Source organism: Bifidobacterium sp. LH_389, assembly GCF_056357235.1.
On sequence record NZ_JBKEVR010000005.1, the window covers coordinates 80,057 to 95,979 of the forward strand.

Annotated in this window: 9 protein-coding genes, 1 tRNA gene and 2 pseudogenes; 2 read left to right on the top strand and 10 right to left on the bottom strand. The window is 66.8% G+C overall.

The window, feature by feature from the left end; all coding sequences use genetic code 11:
- Positions 1-151: 151 nt before the first annotated feature.
- Positions 152-2,890: a bifunctional acetaldehyde-CoA/alcohol dehydrogenase gene (gene adhE / locus AC1AZA_RS06925; RefSeq protein WP_476513934.1), complete on the bottom strand. Its 2,739-nt coding sequence runs from the start codon at positions 2,888-2,890 to the stop codon at positions 152-154.
- A gap of 440 nt (positions 2,891-3,330) precedes the next feature.
- On the opposite strand from adhE, the gene AC1AZA_RS06930 reads away from it, so the two are divergent.
- On the top strand, positions 3,331-4,461 hold the full coding sequence (locus AC1AZA_RS06930) for an ROK family transcriptional regulator (RefSeq protein ID WP_476513935.1): 1,131 nt from the start codon (positions 3,331-3,333) through the stop codon (positions 4,459-4,461).
- Positions 4,462-4,503: 42 nt separating this feature from the next.
- Positions 4,504-6,780, top strand: a pseudogene (gene glgX, locus AC1AZA_RS06935) (glycogen debranching protein GlgX); the annotation flags it as partial.
- 1,480 nt (positions 6,781-8,260) lie between these two features.
- Here glgX and nusG read toward each other — a convergent pair.
- From nusG to AC1AZA_RS06980, 9 genes and pseudogenes are all read right to left on the bottom strand, one after another.
- Complete coding sequence (nusG, locus tag AC1AZA_RS06940) at positions 8,261-9,178, bottom strand: transcription termination/antitermination protein NusG (RefSeq protein ID WP_476513936.1); 918 nt, start codon at positions 9,176-9,178, stop codon at positions 8,261-8,263.
- A gap of 27 nt (positions 9,179-9,205) precedes the next feature.
- Positions 9,206-9,433, bottom strand: a complete 228-nt coding sequence (secE, locus tag AC1AZA_RS06945; protein ID WP_476513937.1) for a preprotein translocase subunit SecE — start codon at positions 9,431-9,433, stop codon at positions 9,206-9,208.
- A gap of 38 nt (positions 9,434-9,471) precedes the next feature.
- Positions 9,472-9,547: transfer RNA gene (locus tag AC1AZA_RS06950), tRNA-Trp, on the bottom strand.
- A 209-nt stretch (positions 9,548-9,756) separates the two neighbouring features.
- Positions 9,757-10,968, bottom strand: a complete 1,212-nt coding sequence (locus AC1AZA_RS06955; RefSeq protein ID WP_476514019.1) for a pyridoxal phosphate-dependent aminotransferase — start codon at positions 10,966-10,968, stop codon at positions 9,757-9,759.
- Positions 10,969-11,089: 121 nt separating this feature from the next.
- Positions 11,090-12,223 (bottom strand): glutamate 5-kinase, encoded by a 1,134-nt coding sequence (gene proB, locus AC1AZA_RS06960; protein ID WP_476513938.1) that lies wholly within the window; start codon positions 12,221-12,223, stop codon positions 11,090-11,092.
- Between the two features lie 4 nt (positions 12,224-12,227).
- Entirely contained in the window at positions 12,228-13,955 is a 1,728-nt protein-coding gene (gene obgE / locus AC1AZA_RS06965; protein ID WP_476513939.1) for a GTPase ObgE, read from the bottom strand.
- Between the two features lie 172 nt (positions 13,956-14,127).
- The gene (locus tag AC1AZA_RS06970; RefSeq protein ID WP_476514020.1) at positions 14,128-14,277 is read right to left on the bottom strand and encodes a winged helix-turn-helix domain-containing protein; all 150 of its coding nucleotides are present in this window, start codon (positions 14,275-14,277) and stop codon (positions 14,128-14,130) included.
- Between the two features lie 239 nt (positions 14,278-14,516).
- Positions 14,517-14,861 (bottom strand): annotated as a pseudogene (locus AC1AZA_RS06975) (response regulator transcription factor); the annotation flags it as partial.
- On the bottom strand, positions 14,858-15,889 hold the full coding sequence (locus AC1AZA_RS06980) for a sensor histidine kinase (protein WP_476513940.1): 1,032 nt from the start codon (positions 15,887-15,889) through the stop codon (positions 14,858-14,860). The gene AC1AZA_RS06980 and the pseudogene AC1AZA_RS06975, both read right to left, overlap by 4 nt.
- Between the last annotated feature and the right edge of the window lie 34 nt (positions 15,890-15,923).

The window sequence follows — 15,923 nt, forward strand, 5'->3', positions numbered from 1 at the left end:
CGCAAGGCCGGACCATAATTGCAGGGCCGAAGGCGAACCGCCCGAAGGGTAATCTCCAGCGCATAACACGCATAACAACGGCGGGGTCGGCGTTCGCCCGATGCCACTGCACCGAGCGAACGCCGACCCCGCCGTCACGCTATGCCGTCATTCAGCGCTGGGATGCCTCCTCGACGGCCTCCGCGCCCTCGCGCTCCACGCGGATGCGGTGGCCCTCCTCCTGAGAGACGCCGTAGTACGCGCCGATCGCGATGTCCTTCATGTCCTCGATCATCGGGATGCGCGGGTTGGCCGGGGTGCACTGGTCCTCGTAGGCGCGCATGCCGATCTGGTCGAGCACGCTCCAGAAGTAGGCCTCGTCCACACCCGCATCCTTGAAGGACTTGTTCATGCCGAGCTTGTTGTCGCGGTAGTCCTCCACCGCGCGGGCCAGGTTCTCCACGCCTTCGGCCGGGGTCTTGCCCGGGTCCACGCCCAGGTTCTTCGCCAGCTGCTGGTAACGCTCGGCGGCCACGTACTTGCTGTACTTCGGCCAGCTGGTGGGCTCCTCGGGCACCTGACCGTTGTAGCGAATCACGTACGGCAGCAGGATGGAGTTGGTGCGGCCGTGGGCGATGTGGCACAGCGCGCCGATGGTGTGGGCCATGCCGTGGCACATGCCCAGGAACGCGGAGCCGAACGCCATGCCGGCCATGGTGGCCGCGTTGTGCATCTTCTCCTGCGCGTCGGTCTTGGCCAGACCGGGCTCGCCGTTGACCGACTCGGCCAGGTTGTCCCAGATGAGCTTGGCCGCGTGCAGGGCCATTGCGTCCGTGAAGTCGTTCGCGTACACGGACACGTACGCCTCGAGGGAGTGGGTCAGCGCGTCGAAGCCGGCGTCCGAGGCCAGCTTGCGGGGCTGGGTGCGGGCGAGCACCGGGTCCACGATCGCCACGGACGGGGTCAGCGCGTAATCGGTGATCGGGTACTTGTAGCCGGTCTTGTGGTCGGTGATCACCGCGAACGGCGTGACTTCGGAACCGGTGCCGGAGGAGGTGGGCACGCACACGAGCTTGGCCTTGGCGCCCAGCGGCGGGATCTTGAACGCGCGCTTGCGGATGTCGAAGAACTTCTCGCGCACGTCACCGAAGTGGATCTCCGGGTGCTCGTAGAGCAGCCACATGATCTTGGCCGCATCCATCGGGGAGCCGCCGCCCACCGCGATGATGGTGTCCGGCTCGAACTCCTCGCGCATCATCTCCGCGCCGCGCTCGACGGTCTCCACGCTGGGTTCGGGCTCCACGTAGTCGATGATGCGGAAGGTGACGTTGTTGGAGCGGGCGCGCAGCTGGTCGATGACCTTGTCGATGACGCCGAGCTGTTCCATGACCTTGTCGCACACGATCACGGCCTTCTCGATGCCGTACATGTCGCGCAGGTACTTGATCGCGTTCGGCTCGAAGTACGTCTTGGCCGGGATCTTGAACCACTGCATGTTGTTGTTCCTCCGAGCGATGCGCTTGATGTTGATCAGGTTCACGGCCTGCACGTTGCCGGACACCGAGTTGCCGCCGTAGGAGCCGCAGCCCAAGGTGAGCGACGGGGCGATCGCGTTATAGATGTCGCCGATGCCGCCCAGCGAGGAGGGCTGATTCCAGATGATGCGGCATGCGTGCATCCGCAGGCCGTACTCGCGCACCAGTTCCTGGTTGTTGGTGTGGATGGCCGCGGTGTGGCCGGCGCCGAGCCTGAGCATCTTCTCGCACATCTCGAAGGCCTGCTCCTTGTTGTCGGCCTTGAGGACGGCCTGCACCGGGGCGAGCTTCTCGTGGGTCAGCGGCTCGTTGTCGGAGACCTCCGAGCATTCGGCGGCCAGAATGGTCGCATCCTCGGGGATCTCGAAGCCGGCGGCGCGAGCGATGTACTGCGGGGACTTGCCCGGCACCACGGAGTTGAGCTTCGGGGTGCCGCCGGAGAAGGCGGTGCAGCCGAACATGTACTGCTCGAGCTTGGCCTTCTCGTCCGCGTTCACGAAGTAGGCCTTGCGGCGCTTCAGTTCCGCGACGAGCGGGGCGTAGACGTCCTTGTGGGCGATGATGGCCTGCTCGGTGGCGCAGATCATGCCGTAGTCGAAGTGCTTGGAGAGGATCAGGTCGTTCGCCGCACGTGCGATGTCAACGTCCGTGTCCACGTAGGCCGGGGCGTTGCCGGCGCCCACGCCGAGGGCGGGCTTGCCGGAGGAGTACGCGGCCTTGACCATGCCGGGGCCGCCGGTGGCGAGGATCGTGGCCACGCCCGGGTGCTTCATGAGCGCGCCGGTTGCCTCAATCGAGGGGTGCTCGATCCACTGGATGCAGTCGGCCGGGGCGCCGGCCTCGATCGCCGCGTCGCGCACGATCTTCGCTGCGGCCACGGAGGAGTTCTGCGCGCCCGGGTGGAAGCCGAACACGATCGGGCAGCGGGTCTTCAGCGCGATCAGGGACTTGAAGATGGCGGTGGAGGTCGGGTTGGTGACCGGGGTCACGCCGGCGACCACGCCCACGGGCTCGGCCACCTCGTCGATGCCCATGACGTCGTCCTCGCGGATCAGCCCCACGGTCTTCTGGCCGGCCATGTAGTGCGTGACGTGCTCGCACGCGAAGATGTTCTTGGTGGCCTTGTCCTCCACCAGACCGCGGCCGGTCTCCTCGACGGCCATCTTGGCCAGGACCAGATGCTTGTTGAGGGCCGCGACGGAGGCCTTCGCCACGATGTGGTCGACCTGCTCCTGATTCAGCTTCTCGAACTCGACCAGGGCCTTGAGCGCCTTCTGGACCAGCGCGTCGACTTCGGCCTCGGCGGCCGCCTGCCGCTCCTCGGGGGTCGGCTTGGTGGGCTCGACCGGTTCGGTGCTCTTCTTCGCTTCTGCCACGGTATCCTCCTCAATGATGGGCTGGGCAACATCCGCGTAGGTGTTCGCATTGCGTATTCGCCTCATGGCGATGCCGTCACATGATGTGACCTAGCTCACAATCTAGCGAATGGCATATCGATTTGCATTCGCACATTTTGCACGGCGTTTCGCGTTCGATTTTGATATGTTTTTGTGTGAAACCATGTGCTCTTCGGCATTTTCTCGGCAACAACCGCCCATCAATACAGGTTTTGTTTACTTTTTTGTCACTTTGCACAAGTCTGGAACACCTCGGAACGCTCCACTTCTGCAATCTACCTTTTCAAAAGTCAGTACCTCCGTGCTATTTTTAGAAAGTAGTTTTCCATAAGTTGCCCCGACACCAGTGCTGTCAGCGGAATTCCGACCCGTCGCCTGCACCGCACCGCGCGGGCGCACTGGCGCCAGAGGAGGTCACGATGAAGTCCACGCCGTCGGCGACGGTCAGGGAGCGCAACCGCAGCGCCATGACGCGATATCTGTATGACCGCCGCCGGGCCACCAAGCAGATGATCGCGCAGGATCTGGGCCTGAGCCTGCCCACCGTCACCCGGAACCTGCGCGCGCTCGGGCAGGAGAGCGTCGTCGCACGCGGGGACTATCTGGCCTCCACCGGCGGCCGCAAGGCGCAGGCATACGTCTTCAACCCCCGGCACCGCGTCGCCGTCGGCGTGGCCATGCGCCCCAACGAGGTGGACCTGTGCGCGGTGGACCTCTACGGCGCCACCGTTGCCGAACTGCGCCGCACGCTGCCCTACCGCAACGCCACGGCCCACTACCAGCGCGTGGGAGCCATCGTCAACGACTTTGCGGCGGGCGTGGAGCGGACCGCAGGCCCCGTGCTCGGCGTGGCATTCGCCGTTCAGGGCATTGTCTCGCCCGACGGGCAGACCATCGCGTTCGGCAACGCCATGGGCAACACGGGGCTCACGCTCGCCGAGATCGGCCAATCCGTGCGCTACCCGTGCATCATGATCCATCACGCCGACGCCTCGGCCATGGCGGAGCTGTGGGCCGACCCCACGCTCACGGACGCGATATGCCTGTATCTGGACCGGCGTCCCGGCGGTGCGGTGATCATCGACGGCAGGCTGCATCAGGGCCCGGCCCGACGCAACGGCACGATCGAGCACATGACCCTCGTCCCCGGCGGCAGGCCGTGCTACTGCGGGCGGCTCGGATGCATGGACGCCTACTGTTCCCCGGAAACCCTGACCGAGGACTACGAGAGCATCCCCGGCTTCTTCAGCGTGCTCGAGCAGGGCGAGACCGGCCACCGCCAGCGCATGGGCCAGTGGCTCGACTACGTGGCGCAGACCATCGTCAACGTGCGTTCGGTGATCGCCGGAGACGTGATCGTGGGCGGCGAGGCGGCGCACTATCTGGACGACGCCGACATGGCCGACCTCAGACGCCGCGTCGAGGAGCGCAGCGCGTTCGGCGGGGAGGACTTCACGCTGCGCACCAGCCGCTGCGCGGACGGGCAGGACGTGGCCGGCGCCGCGCTGTGCCTCGTGCGCACGTACCTGGACGAGATCTGCGCCGACTGACCGCCCGGCGTCCGATAGCGCCCCTCCGCCTACAATGGGAGTATGAAGAACGCAATACCCCAGCGGTATGCGATACCGCACCGTTACGCGACCAGACCGGGATTCTACTTCACCGAGGACGGGGGCGCGGACGCTGTGGTGCGTTCCGAAACCGCCGACCAGATGTGGCTGTGCGTCTACGAGCCGGTCGACCGGCCCACCGCCTTCTTCAACGAGGCGGTCCGCATCTTCGAGGACTCCCCCGTGCCGTTCCTCAAGGAGATCCACAGCCACCCGGTGTGCACGCGCATCATCGAATCGATGTACGTGCGCGAAACCCTGTTTCGCATGGAAGGCCCCAACTACGGCCTGTGGTACGTGCACCTGCCCAAGGCGTGGGACGGCATGCACTACGCCTACCGCGCGGACGGCGCATGGAACCCCGCCAAGGGCCTGCGCTTCAACCCGTACAAGCTGCTGCTCGACCCGTATGGCAAGGGCATAGACGGACATATGCAGCTCAGCCCGGCCGCGTTCTCCTACCAGTGCGAGGTGAAGGACCGCAAGGTGATCGGCTCCGCGTTCGGCCCCATGAGCACCGTGGACGCCCTAGGCCGCATGCCCGTCTCCGTGGCGATCGACGACCGCGACGAAACCAAGCACGACGCCGACCCGTCCCACCCGCACGTGCCGTGGAGCAAGACCGTCCTGTACGAACTGCACGTCAAGGGCTTCACCGCCAAGGCGCCCTGGCTGCCCGAGGAGCTGCGCGGCACGTACGCCGGACTGGCCCACCCCATTACGCTCGCGTACCTTCAGGGCCTGGGCGTCACGTCGATCGAACTGCTGCCCATCCAGGCCAAGCAGGACGAGCTGTTCCTCCAGGAGCACGGCCGCCACAACTACTGGGGCTACTCCACGCTCAGCTACTTCACCCCCGAACCGAGCTACGCCACCAAGGCCGCGCAGAAGAAGGGCGCCGGAGCCGTGCGCGACGAGGTGATCGGCATGGTGCGCGCGCTGCACGAGGCCGGCTTCGAGGTGATCATGGACGTGGTGTACAACCATACCTGCGAAGGCGGCGTGGAAGGGCCCACCACCTGCTGGCGCGGACTCGACGCCGTGGCCTACTACCGGCGCGAGGCGGACAATGCGGGCCGGCTCATCGACACCACCGGCTGCGGCAACACGTTCGACTTCACCAACACGCACGTGGTCACCTTCGCCGTGGACTCGCTGCGCTACTGGGCCAAGCGCATCGGCATCGACGGCTTCCGCTTCGACCTGGCCGTCTCGCTGGGCCGTCTGGAAGGCAATTTCACGAAGCACCACCCGTTCCTGTACGCGCTGCGATCCGATCTTATCCTCGGCAACCTCAAGCTCATCATGGAACCGTGGGATCTGGGCCCGGACGGCTGGCGCACCGGCGCGTTCGGCATGCCGTTCAGCGAATGGAACGACCGCTTCCGCGACTCCACCCGCCGCTTCTGGCTCACGGACACGCAGCCCGGGGCCACGCCGGCTATCGGCATGCAGGAGATGGCCACGCGCCTGTGCGGATCGGCCGACCTGTACGCCACCGAACCCGGCCGCGGCTGCGTCGCCTCGATCAACTACGTAGCCAGCCATGACGGCTTCACCATCACCGACATGACCAGCTACGTGAACAAGCACAACGAGGCCAACGGGGAGAACAACAACGACGGCACCAACGGCAACCATTCCGCCAACTTCGGCGTGGAGGGGCCGAGCAAGAACCCGCAGATCCTGCGCAAACGCGAACGCGCGGCCATGAACATGCTCGGCACGCTCATGCTCTCGCTCGGCACGCCCATGATCCTCGCCGGCGATGAATTCGGCCACACGCAGCAGGGCAACAACAACCCGTACGCGCAGGACAACGACATCACTTGGCTTGACTGGGACTGGCTGTACCAGACCCGCAAAACCCCGCAGATGCACCGGCTGGAGCGCGTTTCGCGCCTGATCGCCATCCGCAAGGCGCTGGGACTCTACCACCACGAGGAGTTCTTCACCCGCCTCACCCAGCTGGGCCTGTTCCGCCCCTCGAGCCGCGTGCAATGGTACCTGCCGGACGGCACCACACCCATGGACGCCGACTGGTTCGACATGGGCCGCCGCAGCTTCGTGATGCGTCTGCGCTCGCAGGCCAACGACGATGCGCGGGACATTCTGATCGTGATCAACGGCACGGACGCCGACTGCTCGTTCCGCCTGCCCGCGGACTACGAGTGGCAGTGCGAGTGGAGTTCCGCAGAGTCCATCGGGCTCACGCCTGCGCCGGGGCTCGCGGTGCGCCGGACCGGCACCCACGGGGACGAACGCAACTGGACGAGCGTGGTGGGCGATACGGATGCCATCACCTCGCTAGTGAAGCAGGTGCAGGCGCGGCTGGCCGCGGAGCGCAAGCTCGACTACGCGCGGTTTGACGTCTCGCCGGCATTGAAGACGCGGGGTGCTCAGGCGCACGAGGCTACGGCGGGCGGCAGCGCTGCGGGCGGGGATGCATCCGGGGATACCACGGCGCGGACGGTGGGCGATCCGTCCGGTTCGGCCTACCCCGAAGACCCGCATGTGCTCACGTACGCCGCACAGCACCATCCGGGTGGCAATGCGACCGACGACGCGATCAACGCCGTCACCGATGCGATGGACGACGCGCGCGACGGCTCCAGCGATGCGGAGGCGGCTTCGCGTTCCGCCGAGTCGATGGATCACGAGGGCATTGCGTCCGAGGCGGAAGCGCAGCGTCAGGCCGCGGCGGACGAGCTTGCCGGGATGTGGACCGTGCCCGCGCTGAGCATCAGCGTCATGTGCCAGATGCAGTAGCAGGCTCTGTGTGTTTCGCCCGATCGGTCCAACGTGCGGCTGCAATTTCGCAGCTTGGACCGATTGTGCGAAAAAACGGGCCCTTTGATGGCCAAAAATCGCATGATCGGTCCAAGCTGCCAATGAGGGCGCACAGGTTGGACCGATCAAGCGATTCCGGCGGCGCAACAGTGCAACGCGGCAGCAGAGCAGCACGGCAACAGAGCAGCTCGGCGGCGCAACAGTGCGACGACGGGCAGCGGAAGTCTACGGCGGGCAACGGAAGGCGGCAACCGGCCAACATTACGGGCTGCATATCGCGAAATCCGGAATTCCAAGCGCCAAATGATCGCTGGAGCGATAGATTCGCGCTGTGAATCCGGAAAAACGCGACATCCAGCCCGTATTTCACGCACCCGCACGCCACTCCGTGCTCCGAGAACGCTCTCGCGCGCAATTCAGCCCGTATTCCATGCGCCGGCACAACCTGGCGTCACAGCAACGACCCCGTAACCCGGCATCAGCCCTATGCGCCAGCCAGTCGGTCGGCACGGCACGGCAGCTCAGCACGCACATGCAACGCACCAGCACGCCCGCACAACGCACCGGCATACCGCACGGCAAAGCCTCACGCCGACACGCCAGCACACCCGCACCCCGGGCACGCACACGCCATCGCAGCACACCCGCACAACGCGCCAAGAGCCAACGGACCCGCGCGGCAGAGCCTCGCGCCGTCACACCGAAACCCCGACACGCCAGCCGCCCCGGCACGCACACGCCATCGCAGCACACCCGCACAGCACACCAGCAGCCAACGCATACCGCACGGCAGAGCCTCGCGCCGTCACACCGAAACCCCGACACGCCAGCCGCCCCGGCCCGCAGCACCAGCGGCACATATGCAAAATCCCCGCGGGAGCATCGCACTCCTGCGGGGATCTGACTATCGCTCGCGCTGCACGCACAGCGCCACGCGCCGCGCCGTAAGCTACTGCAGCTTTTCGACCTGATCGAAGCCGAGCTCCACCGGCGTATCGCGGCCGAAGATGGACACGAGCACGGTGAGCTTCTGGGTGGTGGGCTCCACGTCGGAGACCACGGCGGACATGGTGGTGAAGGGGCCGTCCGTGACGGTGACCTGATCGCCAACCGCGTACTCCACCTCGACGGTGCGCTTCTTGGCTGCGGCAGGCTTGTCGCCGGCCTTCTTGAGCGCTTCGGAGGCGATCATCGGAGCCATCATGGCCACGACTTCCTTGCGGGACAGCGGCGCGGGATCGCGGGTCGGGCCCACGAATCCGGTCACGCCTTCGGTCTCGCGCACAATGCGGCGGGCGTCCTCATCGGGCCACATGCGGATGAGCACGTAACCGGGCACGCGCACGCGGGTGATGACCTTCTTGCCCTTGTCCGTGTGCTTCTCGACTTCCTCCATCGGCACCTCGATCTGGAAGATCTTGTCTTCCAGTCCGAAGGACACGATGCGGGATTCGACATTGGTCTTCACGCGCTTCTCGTAGCCGGAGTACGTGTGCAGCACGTACCACTTGCCCTCGAGCGTGCGCAGGGACTTGGAGAACTCCTCCACGGCCTGCTGCCCGGCATCCGCGGCCTCGGCCTCCTCGGACAGGTTCTCTTCCTTGTCCTCGTCGTCATCATCAAACGCGGGAGCGACGGAAGCGGAGGGGGCCACGGTGGCGACCGGCTGCTCGGCACTCAGGTCCGCGTCCAGATTCACGGACGGAGCGGCGGCTTCATCGGTGGTTTCGGAAGCCGTGGCATCCTCGGCGGCACCATCCACCGGAGCGGAAAGATCGACCGCGACCTCGTGGGTCTCGTCGGCCTCGGGGGCAACCGTATCCTCGCCGTCCTGCGGGATGTTGTCCAGATTCACTTCGTCAGTCATGCACTCACCTTCATGTCAGTCCGGCGATCAGCCGAACACCCACATCACGAGCTTGCCCAGACCGAAATCCATCGCGGTCACAAAGGCCATCAGCAGCAGAACGAAGATGAACACGGCGAAAGACCATCCGAGCAATTCCTTGCCGGTGGGAGTCACGACCTTACGCATTTCGTCGATGATCTGCTTGATGAACAGACCGATGCGCATAAAAACGTTCGGCTTGGCCGCCTTCTGAGCTTCGGATGCCTTTGCCATGTTCGTCCTTCGCTTGCTCGACTATTTTTAAGATTGATTGGCAGGGAAGGCGGGACTCGAACCCACAACCTACGGTTTTGGAGACCGTTGCGCTACCAATTGCGCCACTTCCCTAGGTGAACTCCGCCATGCTATCCGAACCGGAAGACCGGACGCTTACGCACGGCGAAAACCGCCAAGAGGACAATTTAGCAGGTCTTGGCGACTTCGTCCACTCGGCGCCCACGAGCGTTGCGCAATCCCGTGAAAATCCACGGGATTGCAACGAACACGCCGAATGGGCCGCAGAGGCGCAAATCCACGCAGACCCGCCTTACGTCCCGTTACTTGCCGGCGACCCACGCCTGGAATCGGCGCATGCCCTCGGCCAGCTGATCGTCCGCCAGCGCGTAGGAGAAGCGCAGGTAGCCGGGGGCGCCGAACGCCTCGCCCGGAACGGCGGCCACGTGGGCCTCGTCGAGAAGCGCGGCGGCCAAGGCGGCGGAGGAATCCACCACCGTGCCGTTCGCGCCCAGAGGCTTGCCGAGCAGGCCGGTCACGTCCGGGAACGCATAGAACGCGCCCGTGGGCGTGGGGCAGTACACGCCGGGAATCTCGTTGAGCGCGGCCACGATGGCCTTGCGGCGGGCGTCGAACGCGGTGCGCATCATGTACACCTCGTCGAGCGGACCGGCCACGGCGGCGAGGGCCGCGCGCTGCGGCACGTTGGACACGTTGGAGCTCAGGTGCCCCTGCAGCTTAGACGCGGCCTTGGCCACCTCCACGGGCGCCACCATCCAGCCGACGCGCCAGCCGGGCATGGCGTACGTCTTGGCCACGCCGTTGAGCACGATGAGCTGGCCCCGGCATTCCGGCACCTCCACGCCCACGTAGGCGGTCTTCGCGCCGTCGTAGTTGAGGTGTTCGTAGATCTCGTCGGAGATGACCCACACGTGGTGCTCCACGGCCCACTCGCCGATCGCACGGATGGTTTCGCGGCTCCACACGGCACCGGTCGGATTGTTGGGGGACGTGACGATGATCGCCTTGGTGCGATCGGTGCGTGCGGCCTCGATGGCCGCGAGGTCCGGCTCGAAGTCACGGTCGGCGCCGGCGAACACCTCGACGGGCACGCCGCCGGCCAGCTTCACGGCCTCCGGGTAGCTCGTCCAGTACGGGGTGGGGATGATGACCTCGTCGCCCTCGTTGAGCAGGATCTGGAACGTCTCGTACACGGCCTGCTTGCCGCCGTTGGTCACCACCACCTGATCGGCGCCCACCTCGTAGCCGGAGTCACGCAGCACCTTCGCCGCAATGGCCTCCCTGAGCTCGGGCAGGCCGGGCGTAGGCGTGTACTTGTAGTTGCGCGGTTGACGGCACGCCTCCACGGCGGCGTCCACCACGGGTGCGGGGGTGGGGAAATCGGGTTCTCCGGCGCCGAATCCGATGACGTCGAGACCGGCGGCCTTCATGGCCTTAGCCTTGGAATCGACGGCCAGCGTGGCACTCGGGGCAACGTTGTTGATGCGGTCACTGAAAGTCTGCCATTGAGCCATAGTCATGGCTTTCAGGGTAATCCCAATGCGCGACCCGGGCAAGGGGTGACGCGGGCGCCGGTCCGGGGCGAACGGCCTGAACGCGTCGCCGTCTGGAACGCCCGAGTGCGCCGCCCGCCCGCTACACCAGCACGAGGTTGTCGCGATGCACCACCGGATGCGCGTATTCATCGCCCAGGAAGCGCTTGAGCTGCACGGTGGTGCGTCCGAGCATCTGCGGAATCTCCTCGGAGTCGAAGCCGGCGAGCCCGCGGGCCAGATGCGCGCCCGACTCGTCGTCTATCCACACCGGGTCCCCGGCGGAGAACTCACCGCGCACCTCCAGCACACCGGCGGCCAGCAGGCTCGCCCGACCGCCGCGCACGGCCTTGGCGGCACCCGCGTCCGCCACGAGCGTGCCGCGCGGCTCTGCGGCGAACCCGATCCACAGCCGGCGCGACGATCCACGCGACTTGACCGGCGCGAACGCGGTGCCCACCGGGTCCCCCATGAGGGCCGGACCGGCGTTGGATGCACAGGTGAGCACGGTCGGAATGCCGGAGACCGCAGCCACGCGCGCCGCCTCGAGCTTGGTGACCATGCCTCCGGTGCCCACGCCGGAGGTCGGTCCGGTCACCGTCACATCGCCCAGCGCAGCCACCACGTCCGGCACGAATCCGATGCGCCGGGCGCCGGGCTGCGACGGCGGCGCGGTGTACAGGGCATCCACGTCCGTCAGGAGCACGAGCGCGTCGGCGCGGACCAGATTGGCCACAAGCGCAGAGAGACGGTCGTTGTCCCCGAAACGGATCTCGTTGCTGGCCAGGGAATCATTCTCGTTGACGATCGGCACCACGCCCAGATCCAGCAGACGGCCGAGCGTGCGCTGCACGTTGCGGTACTGCTGCGGGCGGATCGTGTCCTCCGCGGTGATGAGGATCTGCCCCACACGAATGCCGTAGCGGGCGAACGCGGCCTCGTACTGGGCCATGAGCAGACCTTGCCCCACGGCGGCGGTGGCCTGCTGGGTGGCCACGTCCGCGGGACGCGACGCGAAGCCGAGCGGACCGAATCCGGCGGCGATCGCACCGGAGGAGACCAGCACCACGCGCGCGCCCATCAGCGCGGTCTGCGCCAGGGCGGCGACGAGCGCAGTGAGCCGTTCCGCGTCCAGATGCCCGGACGGGCGGGTCAGCGAACTCGAGCCGACCTTGACGACGACGGTCTGCGCTCCGGCGATCGCACGGCGCGTTGCGTTTTCGCTCTGCGCGCTCACGGGATCACTCGGTTTCCGCGTTGCCGTCACCAGACCCGGAGTCTTCGGAGCCGGCATCCGGGTCCTCGCCGCGGCCGAACAGACTGGTCGTGTCGTGCCGGTCATCGTCCACGGACGGATCGGCCCAGTGCCCGGCGGCGCGTTCGGCAGCCATGGCGGCGCGCACGGCGGTCTTCGCGTCCATCATGGCCTTGTACTGTTCGCGACGCTCCGCGTTGGTGCGGCGACGGGCGTATCCGGCGCCCTCGTCCACCAGACGCAGATCCTTGCCGCGGGCGCCCAGCTGCGAGCCGTCGAGCATTTCCGCGCCGGCAGCGATCGCGGGATCCCAGTCGAACTCCACCGCACGGTTGCCGCGGCCTATCCGGATCTCGTCTCCGGGGCGGGCACCCTTGCGGCGCAACTCGTCCTCCACGCCCAGCTTGGCCAGACGGTCCGCGAGGTAGCCCACGGCCTCGTCGTTGTCGAAATTGGTCTGCATGACCCACCGTTCCGGCTTGGTGCCGGTGACCACGAACACCGGGGCGCCGTCCTCGTTCTCCTCGCGTTCGATGGTGAACTCGAGCAGACCTTTGCGTCCGGCGGGCGCGCGGCGGGCCGACTGGCGGTCCTCCAGCGGCTTGATGACCACGCGCGCCTCCTCGGCGGCATCCTCGCGCTCCTGCACCTTCCTGCGCATGTCCGTCACAAGGTTGGCGAGCGCGAAGTTCAATTCCTTCAACCCTTCGTGCGACGCGGTGGATACGATGAACACCTTCAGCCCCAGCTTCTCGAAGTCGGGCTTCACGAATTCGGCCAGTTCCTTGGCCTCCGGCACGTCCACCTTGTTGAGCACGATCACGCGCGGGCGTTCCGCGATGGGAATGGCGCCGAGCGGCAGGTCGAGGCTGCCTGCGTACTGGGCGAGCTCGTGCTCGAGGGCGTGGTAGTCGGCCATCGGGTCGCGGTTCGGCTCCAGCGTGGCGCAGTCGATCACATGGGCGATGATCTCCGTGCGTTCGATGTGCCGCAGGAACTCCAGCCCCAGCCCCTTGCCCTCGGAGGCACCGGGGATGAGGCCCGGCACATCCGCGATGGTGTAGCGCATGGATCCGGCCTGCACCACGCCGAGGTTCGGCACGAGCGTGGTGAACGGATAGTCGGCGATCTTCGGCTTGGCAGCGCTCATGGCGGCGATGAGGCTGGACTTGCCGGCCGAGGGGAAGCCCACGAGCGCCACGTCCGCGATGGACTTGAGCTCCAGCACCACGTCGCGCTCCTCGCCGGGTTCGCCGAGCAGGGCGAATCCGGGTGCGCGGCGGGTCCGGTTGGCCAGCGCCACGTTGCCGAGTCCGCCCGCACCGCCGGCCGCGGCCACGAACCGGTCTCCCGGGTGGCGCAGATCCGCGAGCGGCGTCGGGGTTACGCCGCGCTTGGCCTCCCTGGCGCTCAGCTTGGCGAACACCACAGTGCCGCACGGCACGGGCAGAATCAGGTCCGCGCCCTTGGAGCCGTCCTTGTTGTCTCCCAGACCCATCGTGCCGCTGTCCGCCGTGCGGTGGGGCATGAAACGGTAGTCCAGCAGGCTGGTGGCGTTGCGGTCGGCCACGAAAATCACGGAACCGCCGTCACCGCCGTTGCCGCCGTTCGGCCCGGCCAGCGGCTTGTACTTCTCGCGGCGCACGCCGGCGGACCCGTTGCCCCCGTTGCCGCCCTTAACGTGAACGGTCACTCTATCCACAAAATCACTCATAGCCATCCATGGTACCGATTGGGATATCCCGCCCGCCCTGTGCGCCTGCCGGGCAACTTACGGGCTGCGCGGACCGAAATCCCGGATTCGCAGCGCTATCGGGTCGCAAATCGGGCGAAAAACGGCCCGAAAATGCTGCGAATTGCCGATTTCGGCCCGCGCAGCCCGTATTTCATGCGCGCAACTTCACGCCGAGCCCCCACACCGTGGCCACGTAGCCGTCCGTACCGGTGGGCTTGAGCTTGGCGCGGATCTTCGAAAGGTGCGCGGTGACCGTGTTGTCGTCCCCGGCCCATGCCTCGCCCCAGCACAGTTCGTACAGCTGTGCTTAGTGAACACCGTGTTGGGGTGGGCCGCGAGGAGAGCCACGATCGCGAACTCCAGATTCGTCAGGGCGATCGGCTCGCCGTCCACGGCAAAGGTATGCGCACTCTCGTCAATCGTCCACCGTCCCGCCGTCAGCACGCGTCGGCCGGCATCCGCAGCGTCGGCGCTCCCATCGCCACGTGCGTCCGCCCTGGCGTATCCGCGCGCCCGGAGCTGGGCTTCGATGCGCACGGTCAGCTCGTTCAGGTCGAACGGCTTGACCAGATAGTCGTCGGCGCCCATGGCGAGCAGGGCCACGCGGTCGTCCACCTGCGCGCGGGCGGAGATCACGATAATCGGCACGCCTTCGCCGGCGGCCCTGAGCTGCGCGACCAGCGCCTCCCCCGGCACACCCGGCAGCATGAGGTCGGTCACGATCGCATCGAACCGACCTTCCTCGGAAACGGACGTGCCCTTGAGCAGCGCCCGTGCCTCGGTTCCTGTGCGGGCAGCCATGACCTCGTATCCGCGGCGGGTCAGGTGCGCACACACCACGTCGCTGATGTCCGCATCGTCCTCGATCACCAGAATGCGCGTCATGCCGGGACTCCCTTCATGGTCAGGCGGATGGTCAGCGTGCCGGCGTCGGTGCCGGTCAGCGAGGCGTCGATCGCCATGCCCATGCGTTCGGCGAGCGACTGCGCCACGGCGAGACCCAGCCCGGTTCCCTTGCCGCTGCGCGATTCGTCGGCCCGGTAGAACCTCGAGAACAGGCGGTCGGTGTCGATGGCGACGCCCGCGGGGATGCGATTGGCGAAGGTGAGCGTGACCGTACCGTCCGCGTTGCTCCGTGCCGTGACGGTCGGCGCGTCGGCCCCGTGCCGCAGCGCGTTGACGGTGAGATTCTCCAGAATGCGGGCCAGCGAGGCGCGATCGGCCTCGACGGTCACGGATTCGTCCGGAACGTCCACCGTCGGCTCCCACCCACGGGCCTCGAATTCGGGGTAATGCCCCACGAGCACCTGTGCCAGCAGCGGATGCAGTGCCACGGGACCGATCTTCGGCGCGCGGTCGGGATCGTTGGCGCGGGCGTAGTCGAAGAGCTGGTCCAGCAGTTCGTGCATCTCGTCGAGCCGGGAGGAGGCGACCGTGAGGTGGCGGACCAGTGCCGCATGGCGGTCCGTGGCGGGCAAGACCGGCTGATCGGCCGCTGTTTCACGTGGAACGTTCCGTCCGGAGGCTGCAACGACCTCGCCGCAGTCCGCTCCGGGATCCGCTCCGGAATCCGCCAGCAGCTCCAGCGCGAGCTGCACGTGCCCGCGCACCCCCATGAGCGGCGTGCGCACATCATGGCTCAGGGAGGACAGGTCGCGTTGGAATTCGTCCTGTCGCCTCCGGGCGGCGATGCGCTCCGACTGGATGCCGTCGAGCTGATCGTTGATCGCCCCGGCCAGCTCCCGTGCCGGTCTGCCGGGAATGCCGACCGCAAGCCGCGCATTGCCCGCCGCGGGCCGATCGCGCAGGAAGACAGCCATGCGGGCGAACTCGCGTCCGTACCAGACCGCCATCGCGCCCGCGCCGATCGCCGCGCCCGCAAGCAATCCGATCACCATCCACATGACTGCCATCCTATCGAATATATTCGGCTCGCCGTTCGGCACA